The organism is Bacillus sp. FSL R5-0397, from assembly GCF_038593395.1.
Taxonomy (GTDB): domain Bacteria; phylum Bacillota; class Bacilli; order Bacillales; family Bacillaceae; genus Bacillus; species Bacillus altitudinis.
Genome location: NZ_CP151992.1, coordinates 1,767,741 through 1,791,677 on the forward strand (window position 1 = coordinate 1,767,741; position 23,937 = coordinate 1,791,677).

A 23,937-nucleotide genomic window follows, 5' to 3' on the forward strand; every position below is an offset into this window, starting at 1 on the left:
ATATATTATAATGCTCACAAGATCACAAATATGAAAATCACCATATAAAAAAAGCAGCCATTGACTGCTTTTTGCTTATGCTCCTTTCTAATTGTCTTCCTGCTGGATTCCATACAAAATGACGTCAATTCCCCATCGGAATCGTTCCATTGATACGGTATCACCTGCAAACATTTCTTCTTTTACACGATGAATGAAAGGAAACTGCGTTTTGTCTGCTTGAAGAAATGCTTTTTTTGTGTCTGAAATCTGTGAAGAGCCTTGTTTCTTCCAAGAGACCTTTTCGTAAGCTACAGAAGATACGTATAACAGCAATAGGTCTACTCCCCATGCTGCGGATGTAGATTTGATCCCGCCTTCATGCAATGCAGCGAGAATACGTTCGGTCAATTGAAGAAAGTTCGTTCCTTGTGGAATGGTGGAAAGAGAAATTTCAGCGAGACCCGGTTTTTCGAATAGCAGTAGGAAATAAGTATGCAATATGTCGAATAACTGTTCTTTCCATGTGCCATCCTCTGAATCTGGATAAACCATTTGTCCGAGACCATAATCCAAAACGAAAGCACTGAGTTCTTGAACATTATTCACGTAGACATACAAGGATGCAGGTCCCGTATCCAATGCTTTAGCCACCTTACGCATACTCATGCCCTCTATTCCTTGCTCCTTAAGAAGCTCATAGGCCGTTTTCACAATAAGCTCACGGCTTAAGGGTTCTTTAGCCGGCCGAGACCGGCGACTTATCATACGACAATTTGAATTGTTCATACTCTCTTTATAACATGTCAAAGTAAAATAGTAAATTGAGCATCAATCATCATCCTTTTGAAAAGAATTCATCATATTTGCAAGCTTGATCGCAGCATCTTTTGAAAAACACAGTTTTAAACTATTCTCCGATTCATGCGCTTTTTCTGATGAATATTCGTACATCATGTCTTCGTATTCTTCAATCGCCTTTTCAATATGATGAGGATGTCGGACAATAGCAAGTGCTAGCTCCCTTGCATCAAACATCGCCATGTTCACACCCTCGCCTGCGAATGGCGACATGACGTGAGCTGCATCACCGATAAGCGTTACTCCTTTATGACGATTCCATTTAAAACCGGTAGGAAGCGTATAGATCCGCCTTGGAATGATGGCATCTTCTGCATAACGAATATAGTTTTTCAGCTGATCATCCCAATCACTAAATAACGCTAATAATTGTTCTTTTGCTTCTTTCGCTTGATGAAACGGTATACCACAAGTCTCGATCCAATTGCGTTCTACCATGAAGCTTGCGTACACTTTGATTCGGCCATCTCCGTTTAACTGCCCAATCAGTCCTTTGTGGTCTGCCAAAGCAAACATCTTACCTCGTTTATTAAATTCAGCTAAATCAGGGTGGTTCTCCTCTACGCTTAAGACATTCAGTTCTAGCATCGTGAGCCCAGAGTATTCAATCTCAATATCTGTTAACAGAGGACGCACACGAGAAAAAGCACCATCAGCCCCAATCAAAAGGTCAACTGTTTCGACAACTCTGTTTTCAAAATGAAGCTCGGTCATACCACTTTCTAATGAAACGCATCTTTCTAGTTTATATCCATATTTGATGGTTTCAGCATCAATTTGTTCTAATAGTAGTTCACATAACACACCACGATCAATTTCCGGGCGAGTACCTTTTTGATCTGATTCCGTTTCTTCATCTAAATAAATTCTTCCTGATTTATCAAGTAATCGGAAATCTTCCCCTTCATAGCGGGCATTCCTTTGAAATTTCTCATAAACTCCTGCTTCTTTTAAGGCTTTTTGACCTGTTTCTTCGTGAATATCCAGTGAGCCCCCTCGTTCAAGGCTCTTGTCATGCATCTCCCGTTCATAGATGGTTGTTTGTATACCGTAATTTTGCAAAATTAAGGCAAGTGTTAGTCCCCCAGGTCCTCCTCCAATGATAGCGATTTGCTTTTGATTCTTAGATAATGACGTCATCTTCTGCATCTCCTCATCCCTTTGTGGAAAGCGTTTTAAATTTCATTTCATTTATATTATAACGAACACTGTTCTTTACGAACAGTGTTCGTTTAAAATTGTTTGTTGTACGATTGTGTTTTCATGAAAAGAAACCAATCGCCCACCATCATATGATACACTCCATTTAGGACGGTTAAAGGTTGTCGAATCATAACAATGATACTTAGATCAGTAGGTCTCCATTGTTCTCACTCTAAGTGTAAGAGGTGTTTCTATGAATAAATTATTGGCCATGTTGATATTAGGATTAAGCTTTAGTGGTGCTGCGCTCATTCTTTCAGTCCCTTTGTTATTCAAACCGAAACCTGAACAATTTGAGTTGGTGTTTGCTGCTGGATCAGCGGGCGCTTTCGTAGTATTCGCTGTCTCATGCCTAGTTCTTCGAAAACGATTCAATCGCTAAAAAACCTAAACAAATACCCATTGTTTATGACGGTGGATTTTGTTTAGGTTTTTGTGATTTACCTTAGTGTTCAGTCAAAGAATGTATACAAGCTGACCCCGATAGGGAATCTACTTATTCAAAACAAAAGAAACCGCTGAAACATATCACGATATGCACGCTAAACGAATCACTAGCTTTGGCATAATAGACATCAATGCGAAAATCTTTAATAGGAATTCTGACATTCCTCATATCACAAAAGGTCCATTAAACGCATATCGTTTTGTGATATAATCTTGAGTCAAAGACAAGCGCTAAGAGAAAATGAACTGGCTGAATGGACATCATGATTGTGAAAAATTCTGAAAAAATGATAGGGTGATAGCGATGAGAAGAATTGAGTCTGATATATCAGGAGAAAACGAAACATTTTCTGATGTTGCCAGGTATGAAAACGAAACAATCAGCAGAACGACGATCATCAACTCAAATGTTTGTTCTCCTATTTTTTGGAGCTGTCACTTGGATCATCTTGTATTTGATACGTGTGATCTGACGAATGCGAGATTTTTTGCCGGTAGTACGATTGATCATTGTACTTTTAGTCATTCAGACTTGCGCTCTGTGGGCATTGGCAAAAACGAAGCCGTCTTCACCAATTGCGAATTTTCTTCCTGCGATATGAGGGGAATGACATTGGAGAATGCTACGTTTATCGATTGTACTTTCTCTAATTGTAGATTCAATGACCGTGTTTTACAGGCAGCGAACATCGCCAATTGTACCTTTGCTGGTAAGCTAATAGATATAACGTTTGAGGGAAATGGCAAACAAAAGCTGATCGCCAATTTTGAAAACTGCACCCTTGATGGTGTTCGTTTTATAGGCTGTGACCTAGCGGCATGTATTCCGCCAGCATCCAAACACCATTTATATGTTGAACATGTATCTGCACGTGTGAAAAAGGCCTTAGAGAAGATAGATGATGATCCTACTCTGTCTGACCATGATCGGAAAATACTAGTGCGGAGTCTGCGGAAGCTTGAACAAATGGAACAGTATATTTTTAACACGAAATATATGGAGAACATACATGGGGCCGCTTTTGTTGAACGCTTTTTCAGTCATCTTGGATGTAGCAAGGATCACATTTAACGTTTGCTACATCCCTTTTCCTATTTTATCTTTATGTGGTACATCAGTTTCGAGTATATTTGAGCGGAAGGAGTTCTTCGATTTTCACCTTGACCAGCTCCCCATCCATATCAAGGATGACAAAACATGTTGGCCCAAAGTCTGAAATGAGCTCTCGGCAGATGCCGCAAGGGCTGACTACCCTAATTCTTCTATCTTCTTCATCTGAATAAGGGTGTCTCACTGCAACAATTGTATCAAAATCTTTGTATCCATTCGATAAAGCGCTACCAATCGCAATGGCTTCTGCACAAACAGTTACCCGTCCGATATAGGCTTCTATATGGACAGCTGATATGATTTCTCCTGTTTTCATGCGGATCGCTGCCCCTACATGATGCTTGTCATCTTCATAAAGACTGATAATCTTCTTTTTTGCTTCGTCTATTAATTCGATATCTTCTTGTGATAGATCAAACGTTTTCATTGCGTTCCCCTTTCGCCTCACTGCTCGTATGTATTATACCAAACATGAGGTGATGAACTGAACTTCACTCTCCTTTACAAACCAGCCAAAAGACCGTTTAATCTGTAGTGAATTGCCATTTTGAATGTATTTCATATTCAATTGAAAAAGGCTGCTTTCAAGTAAGCAGCCTTTTCGCCTATTTACACCAGAACATGTATCCTTTCTAGGTGTGAACTGAATCCCTAACGATTGATCACTTGAATGATTTTCTTCAGAGCATCTGCCGCTTCTGGAATTGGCATGACAACAAACACATGTAGCATTTCAGGATAAACAAAGGTTTTGATGTCCATTCCTTGTTCTGATAGTTTTTCATCAAGTTTTATGGCATCTGGATATAACATATCATGTGTTCCGATAAAATGAGTGATCTTCCCGAGCCCTTTAAAGTCACCGTAAATGGGACTAATCAATGGGTCTGTGAGACTTTGATCAGCTGCCCACATTTTTGTGATGACTTCCATTCCTTCATGACCTAGAATCGGATCCTTTTTTGCGTATTCAAATATGAGAGGGTTGCTCATGCTCATATCCACACACGCAGATAGTAACACGATATCCTTCGGCTGCGGCAGATCCTCTTTCTTTAAAAGGTGCGCAAGACCAAGTGAGATGTTTCCGCCAGCTGAATCTCCCATGATCGTCAATTGATTGGCACTTCCGGCAGTTTTCAGAAGGTCTTTATATAGGTTAAGCATTTTCGGATACGTATCCTGATTGCTATAATGAGGTACTTTTGGGTAAATAGGAGCGACTACTTTCGCACCTAGTGATTGCGCCATTTTATCCATGAACCACCAATGGACATTCAAAGGCTGATTTGTCCATGCGCCACCATGTAGATAGAGAATGACTTTTTGATTTTGTGATGCTTGTTCATTCAATGTGAAAACTTGCATGCCTTCGAATGTCTGCTCTTGTACCTCACTGATTAACTTCACATCATCCCCAATGGCATAAGGCTGCGTATTTTCAATTCCTTTTTGCTCAAGAAATTTTTTTGTCTGTTCGATACTGGAAAAACTCTCTTTATTACTTTGCGAAGCGAATAATGTTTCAAATTGAATACTTTCTTTAGAACGTTCACCATGATACATTTCTACACTCATTTTTTTCTCTCCTTCACTCAATAGGTTTATTGATCATCCTGCATTGGAACACGAAATGATTCCAGGTAGACTTGTACTTTCTTTTCAGGGGTTTTTAATAAGTTAGATAAAAGGTCTTGAATGAGACGAAGGCTTTTAATTTTCTTTTCAATTTCTTCATGTTTAAGATGGACAATTTGTCTTAGGGTATCAAGGTCTATGTCTTGACTTAGCATGTCCATAATTTCAGCTATTTCCTTTAATGAATAACCGAGCGTTTTCGCATCTTTGATCAATTGAATTTTCACAACATAGTCGTCTGTATAGAATCTGTAACCGTTTGAACGTCGTCTTGGAGCAGGTAATATGTTGTGCTCTTCATAGTAACGAATTGCGGCAGGACTTACTCCTGTTTTTTTGGCAAGTTCTCCTCTAGTCATCAACTCCATCGTTACTCCTTTTTTATTATTTTGTTTTACTATATGTACATTATAAAGGTTGAACTACACTTCAAGGTCAAGGTGAAACATTTTTCGGCTAACTTTTATTATCAAATGATTGTAGCGAAGAGATCTCTAGCTTGAACATCCGGGTAGAACATCTTCAAATGGTTCGATTTTACTGATTGTAGATTCAGAGGGGGTGAAGTCAACTTTTTTTCTGAAAAAATAAATGGAAATATCGATCATCATTTTATGGTTTAACATATTTAAGGTTGCTGTAAGGTTCGGATTAATACGAGTTAAGGTTGAGGTTGTACAATGAGTTTGTAAGGAATTGAGGGATGAGTCAAATGGTCCCCTCTTCTAAATCAATCATAGAGGTGAAAAGCTTTGAGAGAAAATAAAATTTTGTCTTCATTATGTTACTTCAGTATCTTTTTTGCACCGTTTCTATTTCCGATTATCGTTTATTTCTTAGGAAAAGACGAAGTGAAATACCATGCGAAAAAATCACTATGGACACATATTATTCCTTATTTGATTTTCGGTCTTGGTATTGCCGGTTCAGGTTTACTTGGCATGAACGATATCAGTCATGCTGGTCCGTTCTTAATTGCAACGTATGCTGTGACATTCCTTGTGGCGATCTACTTCTTCATTTGGAACATTGTGAAAGGCATTAAAGTGTTTTCAGAATAATAGATGGAAAAACGGTTCTGTGATTGAGCAGAACCGTTTTTTTTGTATGTCCGTTTAAGCGGGTAATTGGATATCAATCGTTGTTCCTTCTCCTATCATACTTTGTATTGTAATATCTCCCCCGTGTTTTTGGATGATATCTTTTGCAATCGCCATTCCAAGACCTGAGCCTGCATGTGTCCCTCCTGTATTCGTCCCTCTATAGTAGCGGTCAAACACTTTTTCTAGTTCTGCCTCTTCAATTCCTTTGCCGTTGTCTTGAATGGTGATGTGGGTATGTTCTTTTTGTTCAAGCTGTACAATGATTTTCACATCAGCATCATTGTGAACAAGGGCATTTAAAATAAGATTGGTGACCGCTCTTCGTATGAGGATCGTATCAATATTCAGCATAAGCTTGTCTACATTCGTTTGTAGCTCAATGGTCTGATCTGCATATCTCGAATCGTTGAGGATATCAATTAACGTTTCACGCAGCAATGGCACAATGTTCACAAGCTCTTTATGCAGCATCACGTCGTTATTTTTCAGCCTTGTTGTTAAATTGAGATCCTCCATCACATCTTTGATGTACAGTGATTTATTCTCAATGATGTCAGCGTAATGTCTGATATCTTGTTCTGAAAGAGGATAATTTGGATCTTTCATGATTTCTGCATAGCCTTGAATAGAGGATAATGGTGTTTTAATATCATGAGAAATATGACTGATCCACTCTTCCCGCATTTGCTCTAATTTGTCTTTTTCTTTTTGGCTTGAAGCGAGCTGCTCGGATAAGTGATTGACATTATAGAACACATCTTTATATATCCCCTTAGTTGGCAGATTTGTCGTATAATCTCCGTTTGCGAGCCGCTGGATGCCATAAATGGCACGGCCGAGCGGTTTGATGAGTTGCCGGCTGAATAAGTATCCAATGAATAAGGCAATGATGGCATCAATCGATAATAAAATCATCGTCCCGATATTGAATTGCGATATTAATTCTTTCGTATCAAAAGAAAATAAATATTTTCCGATGGAAGGGTCCTTAAATCCGATGAAGTAGCTGTATTCCTTACCCTTTCCATTTTTCCCGCCAGCATAGATCGTCGACATCAACTGCTTATCTTTATATTTATGTAAGTTTACAATTTCTATAGGTGTGTATTTGCTCTTTAAGCCTTTAGGTGCTAGTGCATGATAGACGTCTTGTCCATTTTCGTCTAATATTTGAATCCACGCATTTTGTTGTTTTAAGGCTTGCTGTCCTTCTTTACTCACAGTGATATTTTGATCAGACAAGGTGATGTATTGTTCAAATGTTCTTGTGAAGGTTTCCGGCGTATTTTCTTCGTTTTGCTGACTGCTTGCTTGTAGTACAAGCCATATCATGAATCCAAATAAGTTAATAAAGACCGTGATAATGGTCACGATAATGACAGAGACCATGTATCTGCCTGTTAATCGCCATTTCATCTTTACGCATCCTTTACAACAAATTTATAGCCAAGCCCTTTGACCGTCACGAGAAATTCTGGTGTAGATGGGGAATGTTCTATTTTTTCCCGCAGTCTTCGTATATGAACCATTACGGTATTATCAGAACCGAAGAAATCCTCTCCCCAAACCGTTTGATAAAGCGTTTCTTTACTGATTACGCGATTCGGATGCTGCAAGAAATAAGTCATCAACATAAGTTCTTTCGGAGTGAGCTCAATCGCCGCTCCGTTTTTCGTCAGTTCGGCTTGCTGCTCGTTTAACTCAAATGGGCCTTTTTTGATCACGGGCTCCGCTTGAGAAGGCTGTAAGTAGGATGACCGTCTTAGCTGGGCTTTTACACGGTAGGCGACTTCTTTTGGACTGAACGGCTTTGTAATATAATCATCACCGCCAATGGCAAGTCCTACAATTTTGTCTGATTCCTCTCCCTTTGCTGATAAAAAAATAATCGGAACATGCGAAACATCTCTGATTTGTTTGCAAATATCGTAGCCTTCTCCGTCTGGCAGCATAATATCCAATATGACGAGATCTGGTTGTTCTTGATGAAATTGCGTGAGCCCATCACGGGCAGTTGAAGCTGTTAACACCTGGTCAATGCCTTCTCTTGTTAATACGGTATGGATTAATTCTAAAATTTCTTTTTCGTCATCTATAATCAATACTTTGCTTTGAACCTTTGGCATGATGATCACTCTCCTGAAGTCATTGTTATTATTATACCCAAAGTGTTGACGTCGTGAAAAATCAACTTTCTATTTACACAGAAAAAAGCCAATTTTCTTTTTTAATGAGAAAATTGGCTTTTCGTGTTTCTTTAGCGTTTGACCACAAATGTTGTCACACTTTGAGCCGGGAGATGAGCCCAAAATTGATTTCCTGATATGTTTAAGTCAGTTCCAGGCTGAAGGTTGCTGCTGCCGCTCGTCACCCATCTAGACGCCTGAGAAACAGAGCCATTTTGCACGACGAAGTGTTGATTGACCCCTGCATTGTTTTTATTAATCGCGACAATGACGACCTGATTGTTTCCTTTGTAGGCTGAGACGAAAACATTCGGTTCAGGGCTTTTCGTTGCATCAATCCTGACGTACCCTGGTCGCACAAACTTGGAGAAATGCGCCATGTTGTATCCACGTTTGCTAATCATTCCATCTTCTTTCATAGGACCGTATGATCTCCGGATGTACCACCACACATACGCCTGAAAGTCCCCTTCCACCATTGAATGGTGAATATGCTCTGATACCCCTAATGCCTCAGGCCAGCGGTCCGCTGAATTGTTATCACTATTCGGATAGTAGACCTCTGTCATCCATAGCTCTTTCCCTGCCCCTTTTTGTTTGAAAAGAGGGTACGGAAGCTGGCTAATTTGGGTTCCGTATAGATGAGCGCCGAGAATGTCCATATTCCTAAGCGCCTGTGGATCGTTTAAGATAGGATCTGAGATATTCTTAAGGTATTGAAACGATTCTGGTGCAATCACACGTGCATTAATGGAGCCGGCATTTTCTCTCATGAATCGCAGGATTTCCTGAGGTGTCCACCATGTCCATTCGTGTGCATAATCGGGCTCGTTTTGAACAGAAATCGCATAAAGATTGACTCCGTTGTTTTTCATGTAAGTGACAAAATCATTCAGATGCTGAGCATATGCTGCGTATTGATTGTATTTAAGCCGCTTGGCAGGTGATCCATTCCGGTTGAATGTTTCAACCATACTGCTTGGAGGATTCCAAGGGGAAGCAATGACTAGAGCACCATGCTCGATCGCTCGTTTGGCCGTCGCGACTTCTCTGCTCCAATTGTTTCTGTTTTCGTCTACATAAATTCTAAGAATGGAAAACCCTAACTGATTTTGTCCATTGCCAAAGGCGGTTTCCCTTTGTGGTGCTGTCAAATCACCAATCCAAGCTGGATGGTTCATTCCGCCAAAACCACGAATCACTTGTCTTTCTGCGTTGAGGTTAATGTTTGCGTCAGCTGCTGATACTTCAGCTACTCCGGGGCCTATGAACATGACAGATAGCATGGTGAAACACACCAATAAAGCAAGCATTGGTTTTTTTATACATGACATCAAATTTCCCACTCCTCTATCAAACATTTAAGCACCTTTATTCGCTACCTTTGAGTAAACTGCCAAGAATCAAATTGGAATAGATTTCCCCCGCCTGTTCCGGTAAAGACAAAAAATACGTTGTGCACTCCGGATGCGCCGTTAATCGATGTTTCTATTTCCCGCCAGTTTTGTGTTCCACCGGTGGAAGGGACATTCAGTGTACCGACCAGTCTGCCGTTCGCGCTGCCAAGGCGTACTTCTATTTTCCCGCCTACTGTCGATGCGACATTGGCTTTAAATGTTCTAGCGCCATTTGAACCAAAGTCTACATTCCCTAAAGCGACCCAATCGCCATTTTGAATATTGGTGACATGCTGGTTATTCACTGGTCCTCCTGGTGCTGACGAGGCTTCTGTCAAAATGCGTCCATTCCAAGCGAATGTTTCAGCTTCAACACGTTGATATGGATTCAGATTAGATAGCTGTTTCACTCCTTCATAATTGGCTGCTACTTCTCGAAGGGAGCCATCTGCATTATGAACCAGCTTGTTAATATGTGGAGAGCGATAGCCTTTGCCGCTTCCGTATAATGCAGAGCTAACGGTTTGCGTATGATACACCACATACCACTCATTTTTAAAATTGAACACCGCATGATGGTTGTTACCGCCGCCACCAAAAAAAGCACCCGGATTTTTCAGAAAGTGTCCTTTATACGTGAAGGGTCCCATCGGACTTGAGCTCGTCATATAGCCGATTTCACCAGGTGGTTTATCAGCAGGATGTGAGCCGCCAAAATTGATGCAATAGGAATAGTAGTAGGTTCCGTTATACTTATGCATCCCTGAGTCTTCAAACATAAAAGGAGCATCAATGGTGGATGCGCTACTGGCCACACTTGTCATATCAGCACCTAGCTTCAAGACTCTTGCTGTTTTTGGATTTGCCCATTGTCCCTGCGTTGGATTGGAACCGCCTGGAACGCCTCCGCCGGCATATAGATAGCCAGTGCCGTCATCATCTACAAATACGGCCGGATCAAAAAGCCATACAACTCCGGACATGCCAGGTGTACTTGGCGTAACGAGTGGTTTTCCAATCGGATCAGTCCATGGGCCGATCGGGCTGTCTGCTGTAAGGACACCTATCCCTCCGCCGCTGTTAGCGAAATAAAGGAAAAATTTATCCTTTCCGTTGATCTTCTTTACCGCTGCTGATGGGGCCCATGATGCGCCTGCCCATTTGGCAATGCCTCTGCCGCCGTTTGCCCCATTTGCCCCCGCTACTGGAATCGCTCCGTGATCGGTCCAGTTGACCATATCCGCCGAAGAGATGACGAATACTCTATTCAGATTTGCAAATGAATTGTCCTTAATCGTTCCGTTGCTTTGATATTCATAGTCATCACTCGACATATAAAGGTACACTCTTCCGTTATAGGTAAGCGCAAACGGATCTGCTCCTAAGTGATGGTCAATGAGCGGGTTTGCATTTCCTACTTGCTTGGCAATAGGAGTGCTTGCCGCATTCGCTTCATATACCGGCAAACAACTCAGTACCAAAGTGAAAATCAATGAACAAACGCTGCACTTCATCCTCGTCCTCATCGTGTCATTTCCTCCTGTTTTCATCTTCCTGATATTGGGGTTTAGGCCCAATTTCAAATTATGTTGATGTTTCGTGATGAAGAATGAATACAAAGAATGATTTCTCCCTGTGAAACCCTGTAAAGAGTGCGATGAAAACCCTTACTTTTTAACTAGAAGACAACAAAAAAATGCAGTCTCCATTTTGGAGCTGCATTCTTCCTCAATGTTCAATAAATGTAGGCTACATATACCGAGCGGTCACCATTTTCTTTCTCGTGTAAAACTCTACTCCGTCTGTTCCATTGGCGTGTAAGTCTCCGTAGAAGGAATCTTTCCAGCCGGAAAATGGGAAGAAAGCCATTGGAGCAGGAACACCAATGTTAATGCCTAACATGCCGGCTTCGATGTTTTCACGAAATTCTCTTATGCTTGAAGCGCTGTCTGTGTATAGGCAGGCACCGTTTGCGAATTTTGATTGATTGGACAGGTCGATTGCTTCTGCGAGTGATGAGACACGGACAATGGATAAGACTGGGGCAAAAATCTCGTCCTGCCAGATTTTCATTTGATTTGTGACATGATCAAAGATCGTTGGTCCGACAAAATACCCTTCTCCATTTGTTTCGTTATCTTGTCTGCCATCACGAATCAGGCTTGCGCCTTCTTCAATTCCTGATTGGATATATTGAAGAGTTCGTTCTTTATGCTCTTTCCGAATGACTGGTCCGAGAAAGACATCTTCATTTATTCCGTTTCCGATGACAAGCTGGTTGGATTCATCGACCAATTGTTGAATCAAGTCGTCCGCCACGTCTTCTTCCACTGCGACAACGGCTGCTGCCATGCAGCGTTCACCTGCTGATCCAAAAGCAGCTCCAATGATTTGTTTTGTGGCTGATTCTAAATCAGCATCTTTCAAGACGATGGAGTGATTTTTTGCACCGGCAAGTGCTTGGACACGTTTACCATGTGATGTCCCTTTTTTATAGACGTATTCTGCGACTGGCTGAGAGCCGACAAACGAAATGGCTTTTACCTTTTCATGTTCAAGCAGACCGTTTACTATATCGTGAGCGCCATTGACAATGTTGAGCACACCTTTTGGAAGTCCCGCTTCTTCAAATAGTTCTGCTAACCGTGCAGCAAGGATTGGCGTCCGTTCTGAAGGCTTTAAAACAAATGTATTTCCGCAAGCGATGGCAAGCGGGAACATCCAGCATGGGACCATCATCGGAAAGTTAAACGGGGTAATGCCGCCGATGACGCCAATTGGGTAGCGGTACATGCCAGACTCTAGACCAGTCGCAATATCAGGCAGTTGTTTCCCCATCATTAAGGTTGGTGCACCAGCGGCAAATTCCACACATTCAATTCCTCGCTGCACCTCTCCTTTTGCTTCTGTTACACTTTTTCCGTTTTCCAGCGTGACGAGTTCAGCCAACTCATCCCATTTCTCAACGAGTAACTGTTGGTATTTAAATAAAATACGTGCCCGCCGGGGAACAGCTGTTTTAGACCAAGTGGTGAACGCTTCCTGTGCTGCTTGGACTGCATGTTCTACATCCGTTTTTGTTGAAAGCGGTACTTCTGCGATGACTTCGCCAGTAGCTGGATTATAAACAGCTTCCGTTTGGTTCGTTTCGGCGTCCACCCATTGTCCGCCAATATAATTTTTCAACGTTTGTACATCTGTTTTGGTCATGTTCCCTCTCTCCTCTTTGTTTGGATTGTGATGCAATCGTGTGTTGATTTATCGTCATTGTCTCATCTAAGGGGCCTTCATCTGTATACACTCTTTGTCAAATGAAACCACAGTTTTGCTTTACGTTCTGATAAAACATGTGAAGTCTATCGCTTTCAGCTCTTTTGGTTCCGCAGATCTGTCCCCCCTTTTAGGTCGTTTTATCTGTGTGTCATGTGCCATGATCATGTTAACTAATTGATGATGTATTTTTGGTTAACTGTTGGTTAACTTTAGAAAAATCATAATATTAAAAACGCTTTCAGTCAATGATCAGTTTGTTGATCTAAAAAAACCTGATGCCAAGTGCATCAGGCTAAGACTGTTTATGTTAGTTATTTAGAAGAAATTGCGTATTGACTCGGCTCTGTATAAGCCGGGAGCATCTCCCCGTGTGCTTCAATTAATTCATTACATAGTTTAATGGTGTCATCAATTGATAATTCAGCACTTGTATGCGGGTCTAATAATGCCGCTTGGTAAATGTGTTCTTTTTTGCCGCTGATTGCAGCTTCAATCGTCATGAGCTGTGAGCTGATATTGGTCCGGTTGAGTCCAGCCAATTGTTCAGGTATCTCTCCGATATAACATGGCATGATACCGCTCCGGTCTGCAACACATGGCACTTCCACACAGGCTTTTTCAGGAAGGTTGTGAATGAGTCCTCCTGTGTTCAGTACATTTCCACCAAATTTAAAGGGAACGTTCGTTTCAATCGCTTCAATGATACGTGAACCATATTCTTTAGAGCGCGTATGCGTGATTTGTGTGTTTCCCACAAGGTCATGTTTCATCGTATTCCAATTGTTGATTTGTTCCTCGCAGCGTCTTGGATATTCATCGAGCGGAATGTTAAACTGTCCAATCAGTTCTGGATAACGAGATTTGATAAAATACGGATGATATTCTGCATTGTGCTCTGAGGATTCGGTGACATAGTAGCCGAATTTATCCATTAGTTCAAAACGAACCATATCTGGATGCCGCGTTTTTTGTTTTTCTTTTGCTCTTGCTTTGATTTCTGGATACAAGTCTTGACCGTCCCGTTTCACTTCTAATAACCATGCCATGTGATTAATGCCGGCAATTTTTTCTTCAATGCCTTCATGGTCCATTTCAAGTGATTGAAATAAATCTTTCGTACACACCTGTACGCTATGGCAAAGACCAACCGTTTGAACCCGAGTATAACGTAGCATAGCGCCAGTCAGTGTGGCCATTGGATTCGTGTAATTTAATAATAAAGCGTGTGGACATACTTCTTCCATATCCTTTGCGAAGTCCAGCATCACGGGAATGGTTCGAAGTGAACGGAAAATACCGCCGATGCCAACCGTATCCGCAATCGTTTGTCTTAATCCATATTTTTTTGGAATCTCAAAATCAATAACAGTGCTTGGCTGATAGCCTCCTACCTGGATGGCATTGATGACATATTTCGCATTCTTTAAGGCTTCTTTCCGGTTGTGATACGACTGAATGGTCACATGTGCACCGTAGTTCTCTTTTAAGTGACGTAGCATCGTTTCTGATTCTTTCAGCCGGTTATGGTCGATATCATATAACGCAAATTCAAAGCCGGCAAGTGCGGGAACGAACAGACAATCTCCTAATATATTTTTAGCAAAAACGGTACTTCCTGCACCGATAAATGTAATTTTAGACATAGACGACACTCCTTTTTACATCAAGGTTGGATTACCCTTTAACAGAGCCTTGAGACAGCCCTGCGATAAAGTATTTTTGCAACAGTAAAAACATCGTGACCATTGGCAGCATCGCAATAAGAGCAGCGGCGCCAACTAGCTGGAGCTGGTGTTGATTTTGACCAAAGAAATTGGATAAGGCGACTGTCAGTGTATGCATCTCTTTATCTTGCAAGAAGAAGATGGCAAATTGATAGTCGTTCCAAATATACACACAGGCAATGATTAAAACAGAAGCGGTAATCGGCTTCAGCAGCGGAAAAACGACGGTGAAAAAGACTCTAAGTGTTCCCGCGCCATCAATACGAGCGGCTTCTTCAAGCTCCTTGGGAATCGTCGACCGGATAAAACCGGCATATAGAAAAATCGTCAGTGGCAAAAAAGCAGCAACATTGTTTAAAATAGCGATTTGATAAGTATTCATCATGCCAATTTGTACAACCATTTTGTATAGCGGGACAAGGGCGGTGAGCGGCGGTATGACCATAATGGCAATGAATAAGAGATACACCGCTTGATTCAGCTTTGTTCCTCTTCTTGCGAGTGGATAGGCGGCAAGTGATCCAAAGATGATGAGTAGGGCAGCCGAGCTGAACGTAATGATCACTGTATTCAAAAAGGACTGGCCAAGCTGAGCATCTGTCCATGCTATCAGAAAGTTTTCAAAATGAAGCGTTGATGGGAACAGCCATTTTGAGCTAAAATCTCCTATCCCCTTTAGAGAGGTCGTGACTAAAATATAAAATGGAATCAGGTGCAGCAATGTTATCAAAAGGGCGAGTAAGGAGTACCATCTTTTCTTTCGTTTATAGGCGTTATCCATCACACCTCGGTCTCCTTTCGTTTGAAATAAATGAGCGCTGCGACACTAACGACAAGGATGATGACAGCCATAAAGACACCTTGCGTCGCTGCATAGCCTGCATCCTGCCGTTTGAAATAAAGATCATACATAAAGGTCGACATCGATTGCGAGGAATCTCCGGGTCCTCCGCCAGTGAGCGCGACAATGACATCAAATAATTTAAGTCCACCGATGACATTGAGCACAACATTGATGGTGATAGATGGCATTAAAAGTGGTAATGTGATGCGCCAAAATTGCTGAAGACCTGAAGCTCCGTCGAGTTGTGCTGCTTCATAATAATCTTTAGGAATGCTTTGGAGTCCTGCTAAATAAATGATCATGGCAATCCCGACGAATTGATACGTATTCACAAACACAATGATCCAAGTGTTTAGCTGCGGATTACCAAGTGCATTCATTGGATCAAATCCAAAAAAGGTAACAACGTCGTTTAAAGCACCACCTTGGTACGCAAAGACAAAATACCAAATATAGCCCATAGCAATCGGGCTGATCATGACGGGTAAATAGATCACCGTTCTTGTGATGGCTCTCATTTTTAAACTTTGATTTAATAAGAGTGCATATCCAAGACCAATCATATTTTGTAAGATGGTGCTCCCGATGCCGTAAAGAAGGGTATTTTTCACAACAAGCCATGTGGTTGGATCTTGTAGTAGCCGTTTGTATTGATCCAGTCCGATCCACTTATACTGTTGTGAGAAACCGTTCCAATTTGTAAAAGAGAGCTGAATCCCGTTAAAAAAGGGATAAATGATAAAGGTACTGACAACGAGAACAGCAGGCAGATACATCCACCAAAGTGAAGAATTTTGGCTATTTTTCATCTTCTGTTTTGGAAAAGAGGTAAATGTCGCCGCCTGTTTTTCTTTTGTGATGTCACTCATTGGCTTCACTCCTGTTTCAGCATGAGCCTGCTATTGTTTTTTCAGACGCTTATATTCCTCTTCCATTTTCTTCGATAGTTGTTCCGGTGTGATGGAGCCTGCTAATAATTCTTGACCGGTCGTTGCCATGACAGCCCACATGCCGCTCGGTAAGTATTTCCGATCAAAATATGGTTCAATTTTAATATCTTCATATTGCTCGTAAAATGTAGAGTAATAGTTTTTGGCTTTGACTTCTTTTAAAGCCGTTTCAGAGGAAGTGCCCTCTGCGATTTTCTTTGCGTTTTCAGGCTTTGCTAAAAAGTCAATGAATTGTTTTGCTTCTTTTAGATGCTTTGAGTCTTTCCATGCCGCAACAGTAAAGCGTTCCCCGCCAATCCAGCTTTGCTCATCTCCTTCATGAATCGCTGGTACGGGCATGGTGCCTACTTTGATCGATTGATTGAGTTCAGTCGCCTCAGGTCCTAAAGATCCTCCCACAAAGGTGAAAGCGATTTTGTTTTGTGCCATCAGCTCAGGTGCTTGGGATAGTTTCGCAGTGAGTACATCTTTGTTTAAAAGGTCTTGATCTTTCAGCTCCTTCATAAACTGTGCAAGCGGTGTATAGTGAGACCAATCAAACGATCCATTTTCAAGGTCTTTTCCGTATTGATGTTTTTGATCGGTAATGAGTAAAGGCGTTGCCAGCTCATCAAAGACTTGGGCAATATTAGAATTATCGCCTCCTGGTATCCAGAGCGGCACAACGTCTCCTTTACTTTTTTCTTTGACAGTCTGTAAAGCACTTCTCAGTTCATCCAGTGTTTTAGGAACTTTTATGCCATATTCTTTTAATAGATTGGCATTAAAACTAAGTCCGTCTTTTGCTTGATTCAGCGGATAGGCATAGACTTTGCCATCTTTGTCTTTTAAAATTTGATCGAGTGAAGGATCAAGTTGTTTTACCCAGTCCATCTCCTTTAGATCAGCCACGTATTCGCTATATCGCAGCTTGGCCCAGCCGTGTGTATCAAATAGGTCTGGCATGTCGTTTGCGCCCATTTTGACGCGTATCATATCTTCATAGCTGTTGCCAGGGAAGTTGGCATCAATTCGGATGTTTTGATGTTCTTTTTCAAAGTCACGGATCACTTCTTCAAATGCCTTTCTCTCCCCGCTGTTGCTCATTGTAGAGAATAGAGTCAAGGTCACTTTTCCGTTTGCTTCAGACGCACCGTTATTTCCACAAGCAGACAAGATTATCGACAAAACTAGAGCTGCACACAGCATCAAATTTTTTTTATTCATCGTTTCCTCCTTTTGATCACTGAAAATTCAGACGATTATAGGTAGAATTCATGCAGTTGCGGAAACAAAAGAAGTCCATTATACTGGAATTCTATTCTTTTCAAAGAGATAAGAGAGCAATTGGGTAAACTGCATTGTTTTCAGCATGATCTGGCCATCATGCTCAGCAGCTCCCTTCCTGCTTTTTTGTCTCTTTTTTGTTTACTGAAATGCATATTCACCCCCTTTCATGGATTGGGCATGTGCTGCCTCTTTGCATGAGCTTTGTTGGCACGACGACTTTTAGAGGAAGCTTTCTTCCTTCTATCCGCTCAAGCAAAAGCTTTAGACCTACTTCCCCCATTTGTTCTGTATATACTTTAACCGTTGTGAGCGGCGGGCTTGAAAAGGAAGCGGCTTCGATATCATTAAACCCCACGATTGAGACATCTTGAGGTACACGAAGACCGGCTTCATGTAGCGCACGCATAGCGCCTATTGCCATAGAGTCACTTCCGATAAAAAAGGCTTCTGGAAGATTTCCTTTCTGAATGGCTTTTTGCATAAGCGAGTAGCCTTCTTGCATGGAATATTCGCCTATGTGGATGTCATTCATATGAAGAGTTCCCGCTTCTTGCATTCTTTTGATAAAAGTTGTTTGTCTTTCGTCCTCAATCACAGCATTTCCTTCGAAATAATGCTCCCTCTCTTTCCCTCCAATATAGCCTAGATGTGTGTAGCCGAGAGATTGCAGATGACGAATGGCACGATCTGCCGCTCTGACAAAATCCACATGTACACAATCATACAAATCTTCATCCGCATAATGATTGATAAAAACGATATGTTCCATTCGGTTTGTCATCTTTTCAACCGTATCAGGGCTGATTCGTCCAATGACAATCAAACCGTCAATATCCTTTAGTATCGCCCCTTTATCCATGTTTCTTAGGCGAAAGGTGTGGAGAGTAGACAGACCTTGTTTGGCATATTCTTTTTCAATTCCTTTTCGAATCGATGAAAAAAAGGGATCATTTAATTCTTCGTCAATGGATTGGGCGACAACGACACCGATGACTGGGGAGGCGGGTGGGCTTTTTACTTCTGCTTGATCGGCTTTTCTTGCTCTGACTGGGGTATAGTTTAATTTCTTGGCTATGTCGAGGATGTTTTGTCTTGTTGCGTGTGAAACGGCAAGCGTTTGGTCGCCATTTAACACACGGGATACAGTAGAGACGGATACTTTTGCATCATGAGCAATATCTTTGAGTGTAGTCATAGGCAAACTCCTCATCATTTTTGACTAAATGTTTACTAAAGATATTTGAAGAATAACACATAAATAAAGCGCTTTCAATTATAAATTTGTGCTTTTATGAAGTTTTTGAGTATGTTTTGATAAGGAGATAGTTTATTTAGTAAAATTTGCGTAAAAAAGAGGATGGGCTTCATCCTCTTTTTTACTAAGGTGATTTCATTGTGGCTGTTTCTTTTGCGAACAATTGCTTCATTATTTCCCATGCTTTATCTAATTCTTCGTGAAGTCCAAATAAACCTGAGGTGCCGATGATGTAAATTTCATTTCCTGCCTCAGCAAGCAACCGGAACGTGCTTTCATTACAAGAGCCGTCTACCTCAATTGAAAATGAGTATCCCCCCTTCTCTTTGATTTCTTTCACCTCTTTCATTTTCGGAAGCATTTCTTTGATAAAAGGCTGACCCGCAAACCCTGGATCAATTGTCATGATCGTCACCCGGTCTATTAAATGAATAAAAGCATCTAATGCTGCAACTGGTGTGGCGGGATTGAGAACAAAGCCGACCTCACACTTTCTTTCGTGGATATGCCGAATGATTCGAAAAACGTCTCTTTGCACCACTTCTGGATGTAAACAAATCATCGTTGCGCCTGCATCAATACATGCATCAATTAAAAATTCCTGAGGCTGTTCGGCCATTAGATGAACATCAATCGGAACGTCTGTCAGTTTCCGAAGTTGTTCAATGAAAAAGGGTGATAAGGTCATATTTTTTACATAATGACCATCCATGACGTCGACATGATAACGGTCTGCCCTTGTGTTCAGCAGCTGAATTTGTTCACGGAAGTGCGTTAAATCCATGCACATCAATGAAGGTGAGAAAATAGCTGTCATCCTGAAATGCCTCCTTTTTAAAGATGAAATATAAATTTGATCAATCCAATCAAGATTCCGATGATACCGAAGTCTGTATCGCCAAATGTTGTCCCTTCAAAGCCAAGAGTGCCTAACACAGGAAGTAAACAAGCTGGTAAAAATGAAAGGAGTATTCCATTCACAAAGGAACCGGCGACTGCACCTCTCACTCCCCCTGTTGCATTGCCATATACGCCCGCTGTCGCACCGCAGAAAAAGTGCGGCACAAGTCCAGGAACAATGACAGTTAAACCAAACAAAGGAAGAAGGAAAATAGACACGATGCCTCCAGCAAAACTGCATAAAAAACCGATGATCACCGCATTTGGAGCAAATGGGAAAACAGTTGGCGCATCAAGTGCCGGCTTTGCCCCTTTGACGAAACGATCGGCAATGCCTTTAAAAGCAGGCACAATTTCCCCGATTGCCATCCGTACACCTGCTAAAATAATGTACACCCCAGCAGCAAAGGTAATGGCCTGAATGAGAATGAAGACAGCAAAGTTCGTACCACCACTAATGTTTTCTATGAATGAAATTCCCGCAAACGGTGCAATCGCAAAGAAAAGCAAAGCCATCGTAATGGAGATGGCCACCGATGTATCTCTTAGAAAACCGAGTGATTTAGGCACTTGAATGGTTTCCGTTGATTTCTCTGGGCGCCCGACCCATTTGCCGATCATTCCCGCTGTAAAATAGCCGAACGTACTGAAATGACCGAGCGCCAGATCATCACTTCCAGTGACTTTCCTTGTAAACGGCTGAAGGATTGCGGGAGCAATGACCATCGCTGCACCTAATACGATTGAACCAGTGGTGATCAGCAGCGTTCCTTGCATGCCAGCTGTTGACAGAACGACTGCAAGCATAGCCGCCATATATAGCGTATGATGCCCAGTTAAAAAGACGTATTTAAAGGGTGTGAATTTTGCCAAAAGCAAATTGACCAACATGCCAAAAATCATAATGAGCGCTGTCTGTGTACCGAATTCCTTTTGGGCAATGGCCGCCATGGCATCTGTATTTGGGACAACCCCTTGAATGTGAAAGGCTGCTTCAAACATCTTCCTGAAAACCCCAAGTGAATCAGATACGACTGTGGCGCCCGCTCCTAATATTAAAAAACCCATTGTTGTCTTTAAGGTGCCTGATACAGTATCGGCAGCTGACTTTTTCTGCAAAAGTAAACCAGACAGGGCAAACAAACCGATGAGAATTGCGGGTGTGCCCAATATATCGTTCATGATCAGTTCTATCATGATGTGAATCCCCCTTTTTTCGTCGATTATATGTGTTTGCGAAGGACGTCTTTAATGGCTTCCTGGTCTAACAAGTTATTTAATCCAGCGACCTTTCTTGTGCCGTCATCCAGCTGATCGATAATGTCTGTTGCGCCGATATAGAGGTCTGCTTGTTCATTTTTGCTTGTACTGAGATCGGTGTGGTCCACTTCCGCTAAAAGTCCTAATTCTTCTAAAGCCTTTTTGACATTCATTTCAACAATAAAGCTGCTTCCTAAACCGTTTCCGCATACAACTAGAATTTTTTTCATTCTCTTTTTCCTCCTTTATACTTGTGAAAATTGATTGATTAGTTGTTGGATGGTTGCTAATTCCTCTGCTTCAATCAATTGTCTCACCCGTTTTTCTTCACTTAACAGCATCGTCAGCTGTTTGAGTGCTTTCAGGTGGGTCATACTGTCAATGGCAGCTAATACAATGATGAGCCGAACTTGCTTTTTTCCATCCTTTGAAAATAAAACGGGCTGATGACATGACATAAGTGACATGCTTAATTTGTTCACGCCATCCTCTGGCCTGGCATGCGGAATCGCCACTTGTGGCGCAATCACAATATAAGGGCCATTTTGATGAACAGACTGGATCATCGCTTTCACATAACTTTCCTGAATCGCTTGTTGATCAAGCAAAGGCTGCGCTGCTTTTGTAATGGCCTCCTGCCATGTGTCTGCTGTTTGCTGGAGCTGAATGGTTTCTTCTGTTAATAAATCGTTTAACACTGGTTTCCACCCTTTCTGGTGTGATACATATGTGGAATGAAGCAGCTCCTTCAAGTCATGAAGCAATGCTTTTTCATTTTGAACGATGGTATGCTGCTGAATGATATTGAATAAAGCATTCACATGTTGCTCATCAAGCTTAGGTTCTGAGCCTTCTCCATATTGAAGCAATGTTTTTTTCTCATAAGCAGTGAGAATAGGGTGAACGAGATGAACAGGTTTTCCTTTAAACGAAATAGGTGTCGTTGATACAACAAAGTCGACATCAATGGATGTTAATTCTTCATATGAACGTTTTGATAACAGTCCGCGTATGTCGATGTAGCCGATTAATTCAAGAAGCTGCGTTTTCAGCATGTGACTTGTGCCAATTCCTTCTCCACAAACAATGTAAACAGAACGTTTCGCAATCGACGAAATCCCTTCTCTTCTCATCCAGCCGCCAAAATGCATCGCCACATAGGCAATTTCATGATCGCTCATCTTTGAACAGGTCGCCTTCTCTAAATGGCAAGCAACCTTTTGCGTGATGTCAAACACCTCTGGCTGTGCATGTTTCATGGAATCTGTTAATTCATTGATGATATCAATGTGATAGATGAGCCTATAATAGGCCGGAATTAAATGCATGGTTAAGTTTTGTTCCAAGACTTCTACTTCCTGGAAGGAAATACACGCATAACGCTGAAAGTCAATGATCATTTGTCTCGCAATGGTTCGAATGAGATGTTCTTCTGGTTTTTGACTTGATGGAAGTTTTTGTTTTTTGGCACTGAGCCATAGCGTACTAAGAAAATAGATTTCATCATCATGAACCAAAAGACTGGTTTCTTTTTGAATTTGCGCCATGAAACGAATAGCAGCCAAGCATTCATCTGTTTCCTGCAGTGTCCGTTTTTCTTCTGTTGAAATGTGTACAGCACGTCCTAGCTTCATCCGTTTAAAGTAGAAAAAGAGATCCATAGACAGCTGATCCAGCATGTCATCTGCAAACTCAAGCTTCAGATCTTGTTCGGACTGTTGAAGGAGAGCATGTATTCTCTTATATGAGATAGGACCCTTTAACCAAACCGATGGAAATGTTTTTTCATTTTTTATCATGTTGCGAATGAAATGAATATAAGGTTTCAGCGCCAACCGAATTGTTCTTTCTTCTCCTGAAATTAAATAGCCACTGGCCGCCTGATAATGAAGTGTAAGCTGCTGTTTTGAAAGTGCTTCTTTTAGTTGTTTCATATCTTCAAGCAGTGTATTGCGGCTTACCTTCGTCATCTCTATAAAATCATCAATTTTTAGATGCTTCTCACTGCATGCAATGGATAGGAGCAAGATGGCACGTCTTTCTTTTACACATGGTTCATAGTCATGACCGACTAGAACTGTGTCAGCTTTTTCGATAATGACTTCTTTCTCGTGTTGATTTAAATAGTAGCCTCGTTGATCTTTTCGCTGGACGCCACTAAGCTGATGGGTTTCCAGCCAGCTATTCATTCGCTTGATTTCAGCGTAGACCGTTCGAGTAGAGACATTCAGTCGATTCTGTAAATCTTCAATTGATAGATAAGTGGTCGTGTGAAGCAGCATCGATAATAAAGTCGTGCCCCTCTTGGTTAAGTGCAGTTGGAATTCCTCCCTTCTTCCCTTTGGTTATAAGTCTAATCAACTCACATGCGTCAAAGAAGTCCAAATGTCTTCAGTAAATGCTGTGCAGCTTTTGGGTGCTGTTTTTTCGTCAAAAAAGCACACCCGTATGAGTGTGCTTTCAACCTTATAGACAAAGATTTCTTAGTCTTCTTTTATTATGAAAGGAATGAGGTCATGAATGTCCTGGTAAATCTT

Annotated in this window: 23 protein-coding genes; 4 read left to right on the forward strand and 19 right to left on the reverse strand. The window is 41.4% G+C overall.

Going from position 1 to position 23,937, the window contains the following annotated elements; genetic code table 11:
• Window positions 1-87: 87 nt before the first annotated feature.
• Together NSQ70_RS08940 and NSQ70_RS08945 are read right to left on the reverse strand one after the other, a co-directional pair.
• Complete coding sequence (locus NSQ70_RS08940; protein WP_047946261.1) at window positions 88-747, reverse strand: TetR/AcrR family transcriptional regulator; 660 nt, start codon at window positions 745-747, stop codon at window positions 88-90.
• Window positions 748-810: 63 nt separating this feature from the next.
• A complete protein-coding gene (locus NSQ70_RS08945; RefSeq protein ID WP_342502566.1) occupies window positions 811-1,980 on the reverse strand; it encodes an NAD(P)/FAD-dependent oxidoreductase in 1,170 nt (389 codons plus the stop codon).
• 256 nt (window positions 1,981-2,236) lie between these two features.
• On the opposite strand from NSQ70_RS08945, the gene NSQ70_RS08950 reads away from it, so the two are divergent.
• The 3 genes from NSQ70_RS08950 to NSQ70_RS08960 all read left to right on the forward strand — a co-directional run bounded on the left by NSQ70_RS08950 (window position 2,237) and on the right by NSQ70_RS08960 (window position 3,562).
• Window positions 2,237-2,425: a hypothetical protein gene (locus tag NSQ70_RS08950; RefSeq protein WP_041507201.1), complete on the forward strand. Its 189-nt coding sequence runs from the start codon at window positions 2,237-2,239 to the stop codon at window positions 2,423-2,425.
• A 108-nt stretch (window positions 2,426-2,533) separates the two neighbouring features.
• Window positions 2,534-2,701 carry a YdhR family protein gene (locus NSQ70_RS08955; RefSeq protein ID WP_135009131.1) on the forward strand — a complete coding sequence of 56 codons (168 nt, stop codon included), beginning with the start codon at window positions 2,534-2,536 and terminating at the stop codon, window positions 2,699-2,701.
• 93 nt (window positions 2,702-2,794) lie between these two features.
• Window positions 2,795-3,562, forward strand: coding sequence for a pentapeptide repeat-containing protein (locus NSQ70_RS08960; RefSeq protein WP_342502567.1), 768 nt, complete (start codon window positions 2,795-2,797; stop codon window positions 3,560-3,562).
• 43 nt (window positions 3,563-3,605) lie between these two features.
• Here NSQ70_RS08960 and NSQ70_RS08965 read toward each other — a convergent pair whose 3' ends face one another.
• From NSQ70_RS08965 to NSQ70_RS08975, 3 genes are all read right to left on the reverse strand, one after another.
• A complete protein-coding gene (locus NSQ70_RS08965) occupies window positions 3,606-4,028 on the reverse strand; it encodes a cytidine deaminase (protein WP_342502568.1) in 423 nt (140 codons plus the stop codon).
• Between the two features lie 224 nt (window positions 4,029-4,252).
• Window positions 4,253-5,179 carry an alpha/beta hydrolase gene (locus NSQ70_RS08970; protein WP_178896721.1) on the reverse strand — a complete coding sequence of 309 codons (927 nt, stop codon included), beginning with the start codon at window positions 5,177-5,179 and terminating at the stop codon, window positions 4,253-4,255.
• A 26-nt stretch (window positions 5,180-5,205) separates the two neighbouring features.
• Complete coding sequence (locus NSQ70_RS08975; protein ID WP_048002667.1) at window positions 5,206-5,607, reverse strand: MerR family transcriptional regulator; 402 nt, start codon at window positions 5,605-5,607, stop codon at window positions 5,206-5,208.
• A 384-nt stretch (window positions 5,608-5,991) separates the two neighbouring features.
• Between NSQ70_RS08975 and NSQ70_RS08980 the strand changes: the two genes are divergently transcribed.
• Window positions 5,992-6,300 carry a DUF4870 domain-containing protein gene (locus tag NSQ70_RS08980; protein WP_007499277.1) on the forward strand — a complete coding sequence of 103 codons (309 nt, stop codon included), beginning with the start codon at window positions 5,992-5,994 and terminating at the stop codon, window positions 6,298-6,300.
• Between the two features lie 54 nt (window positions 6,301-6,354).
• On the opposite strand, the gene NSQ70_RS08985 is transcribed toward NSQ70_RS08980, so the two are convergent.
• From NSQ70_RS08985 to NSQ70_RS09050, 14 genes are all read right to left on the reverse strand, one after another.
• Entirely contained in the window at window positions 6,355-7,758 is a 1,404-nt protein-coding gene (locus tag NSQ70_RS08985) for a HAMP domain-containing sensor histidine kinase (RefSeq protein ID WP_251210688.1), read from the reverse strand.
• A gap of 2 nt (window positions 7,759-7,760) precedes the next feature.
• Window positions 7,761-8,468 (reverse strand): response regulator transcription factor, encoded by a 708-nt coding sequence (locus tag NSQ70_RS08990; RefSeq protein ID WP_008343743.1) that lies wholly within the window; start codon window positions 8,466-8,468, stop codon window positions 7,761-7,763.
• Window positions 8,469-8,599: 131 nt separating this feature from the next.
• Window positions 8,600-9,865, reverse strand: a complete 1,266-nt coding sequence (locus NSQ70_RS08995) for a glycoside hydrolase family 30 beta sandwich domain-containing protein (protein WP_024719061.1) — start codon at window positions 9,863-9,865, stop codon at window positions 8,600-8,602.
• Between the two features lie 41 nt (window positions 9,866-9,906).
• On the reverse strand, window positions 9,907-11,451 hold the full coding sequence (locus NSQ70_RS09000; protein ID WP_277518459.1) for a glycoside hydrolase family 43 protein: 1,545 nt from the start codon (window positions 11,449-11,451) through the stop codon (window positions 9,907-9,909).
• Window positions 11,452-11,674: 223 nt separating this feature from the next.
• Window positions 11,675-13,135, reverse strand: a complete 1,461-nt coding sequence (locus tag NSQ70_RS09005; protein ID WP_342502569.1) for a CoA-acylating methylmalonate-semialdehyde dehydrogenase — start codon at window positions 13,133-13,135, stop codon at window positions 11,675-11,677.
• Window positions 13,136-13,509: 374 nt separating this feature from the next.
• Window positions 13,510-14,841, reverse strand: coding sequence for an alpha-glucosidase/alpha-galactosidase (locus NSQ70_RS09010; protein ID WP_007499268.1), 1,332 nt, complete (start codon window positions 14,839-14,841; stop codon window positions 13,510-13,512).
• Between the two features lie 31 nt (window positions 14,842-14,872).
• Window positions 14,873-15,703 carry a carbohydrate ABC transporter permease gene (locus NSQ70_RS09015; protein ID WP_045034788.1) on the reverse strand — a complete coding sequence of 277 codons (831 nt, stop codon included), beginning with the start codon at window positions 15,701-15,703 and terminating at the stop codon, window positions 14,873-14,875.
• Complete coding sequence (locus tag NSQ70_RS09020) at window positions 15,703-16,635, reverse strand: sugar ABC transporter permease (protein WP_039167807.1); 933 nt, start codon at window positions 16,633-16,635, stop codon at window positions 15,703-15,705. The genes NSQ70_RS09015 and NSQ70_RS09020 overlap by 1 nt, the downstream gene beginning before the upstream one ends.
• Window positions 16,636-16,665: 30 nt before the next feature.
• Window positions 16,666-17,922, reverse strand: coding sequence for an ABC transporter substrate-binding protein (locus tag NSQ70_RS09025; protein WP_159145718.1), 1,257 nt, complete (start codon window positions 17,920-17,922; stop codon window positions 16,666-16,668).
• A gap of 217 nt (window positions 17,923-18,139) precedes the next feature.
• On the reverse strand, window positions 18,140-19,180 hold the full coding sequence (locus NSQ70_RS09030) for a LacI family DNA-binding transcriptional regulator (RefSeq protein WP_041507192.1): 1,041 nt from the start codon (window positions 19,178-19,180) through the stop codon (window positions 18,140-18,142).
• A 184-nt stretch (window positions 19,181-19,364) separates the two neighbouring features.
• A complete protein-coding gene (alsE, locus tag NSQ70_RS09035; protein WP_039167812.1) occupies window positions 19,365-20,057 on the reverse strand; it encodes a D-allulose 6-phosphate 3-epimerase in 693 nt (230 codons plus the stop codon).
• 17 nt (window positions 20,058-20,074) lie between these two features.
• On the reverse strand, window positions 20,075-21,337 hold the full coding sequence (locus tag NSQ70_RS09040) for a PTS ascorbate transporter subunit IIC (protein ID WP_342502570.1): 1,263 nt from the start codon (window positions 21,335-21,337) through the stop codon (window positions 20,075-20,077).
• A 26-nt stretch (window positions 21,338-21,363) separates the two neighbouring features.
• Window positions 21,364-21,630, reverse strand: a complete 267-nt coding sequence (locus NSQ70_RS09045; RefSeq protein ID WP_017359544.1) for a PTS sugar transporter subunit IIB — start codon at window positions 21,628-21,630, stop codon at window positions 21,364-21,366.
• A gap of 15 nt (window positions 21,631-21,645) precedes the next feature.
• A complete protein-coding gene (locus NSQ70_RS09050; RefSeq protein ID WP_338705093.1) occupies window positions 21,646-23,718 on the reverse strand; it encodes a BglG family transcription antiterminator in 2,073 nt (690 codons plus the stop codon).
• Between the last annotated feature and the right edge of the window lie 219 nt (window positions 23,719-23,937).

What these genes read in the sequence shown, in the direction of transcription:
- NSQ70_RS08940 (WP_047946261.1), bottom strand. Translation starts at nt 747, where the DNA reads ATGATAAGTCGCCGGTCTCGGCCGGCTAAAGAACCCTTAAGCCGTGAG.
- NSQ70_RS08945 (WP_342502566.1), bottom strand. Translation starts at nt 1,980, where the DNA reads ATGACGTCATTATCTAAGAATCAAAAGCAAATCGCTATCATTGGAGGA.
- NSQ70_RS08950 (WP_041507201.1), top strand. Translation starts at nt 2,237, where the DNA reads ATGAATAAATTATTGGCCATGTTGATATTAGGATTAAGCTTTAGTGGT.
- NSQ70_RS08960 (WP_342502567.1), top strand. Translation starts at nt 2,795, where the DNA reads ATGAGAAGAATTGAGTCTGATATATCAGGAGAAAACGAAACATTTTCT.
- NSQ70_RS08965 (WP_342502568.1), bottom strand. Translation starts at nt 4,028, where the DNA reads ATGAAAACGTTTGATCTATCACAAGAAGATATCGAATTAATAGACGAA.
- NSQ70_RS08970 (WP_178896721.1), bottom strand. Translation starts at nt 5,179, where the DNA reads ATGAGTGTAGAAATGTATCATGGTGAACGTTCTAAAGAAAGTATTCAA.
- NSQ70_RS08975 (WP_048002667.1), bottom strand. Translation starts at nt 5,607, where the DNA reads ATGGAGTTGATGACTAGAGGAGAACTTGCCAAAAAAACAGGAGTAAGT.
- NSQ70_RS08985 (WP_251210688.1), bottom strand. Translation starts at nt 7,758, where the DNA reads ATGAAATGGCGATTAACAGGCAGATACATGGTCTCTGTCATTATCGTG.
- NSQ70_RS08990 (WP_008343743.1), bottom strand. Translation starts at nt 8,468, where the DNA reads ATGCCAAAGGTTCAAAGCAAAGTATTGATTATAGATGACGAAAAAGAA.
- NSQ70_RS09000 (WP_277518459.1), bottom strand. Translation starts at nt 11,451, where the DNA reads ATGAGGACGAGGATGAAGTGCAGCGTTTGTTCATTGATTTTCACTTTG.
- NSQ70_RS09005 (WP_342502569.1), bottom strand. Translation starts at nt 13,135, where the DNA reads ATGACCAAAACAGATGTACAAACGTTGAAAAATTATATTGGCGGACAA.
- NSQ70_RS09010 (WP_007499268.1), bottom strand. Translation starts at nt 14,841, where the DNA reads ATGTCTAAAATTACATTTATCGGTGCAGGAAGTACCGTTTTTGCTAAA.
- NSQ70_RS09015 (WP_045034788.1), bottom strand. Translation starts at nt 15,703, where the DNA reads ATGGATAACGCCTATAAACGAAAGAAAAGATGGTACTCCTTACTCGCC.
- NSQ70_RS09020 (WP_039167807.1), bottom strand. Translation starts at nt 16,635, where the DNA reads ATGAGTGACATCACAAAAGAAAAACAGGCGGCGACATTTACCTCTTTT.
- NSQ70_RS09025 (WP_159145718.1), bottom strand. Translation starts at nt 17,922, where the DNA reads ATGAATAAAAAAAATTTGATGCTGTGTGCAGCTCTAGTTTTGTCGATA.
- NSQ70_RS09030 (WP_041507192.1), bottom strand. Translation starts at nt 19,180, where the DNA reads ATGACTACACTCAAAGATATTGCTCATGATGCAAAAGTATCCGTCTCT.
- alsE (WP_039167812.1), bottom strand. Translation starts at nt 20,057, where the DNA reads ATGACAGCTATTTTCTCACCTTCATTGATGTGCATGGATTTAACGCAC.
- NSQ70_RS09040 (WP_342502570.1), bottom strand. Translation starts at nt 21,337, where the DNA reads ATGATAGAACTGATCATGAACGATATATTGGGCACACCCGCAATTCTC.
- NSQ70_RS09045 (WP_017359544.1), bottom strand. Translation starts at nt 21,630, where the DNA reads ATGAAAAAAATTCTAGTTGTATGCGGAAACGGTTTAGGAAGCAGCTTT.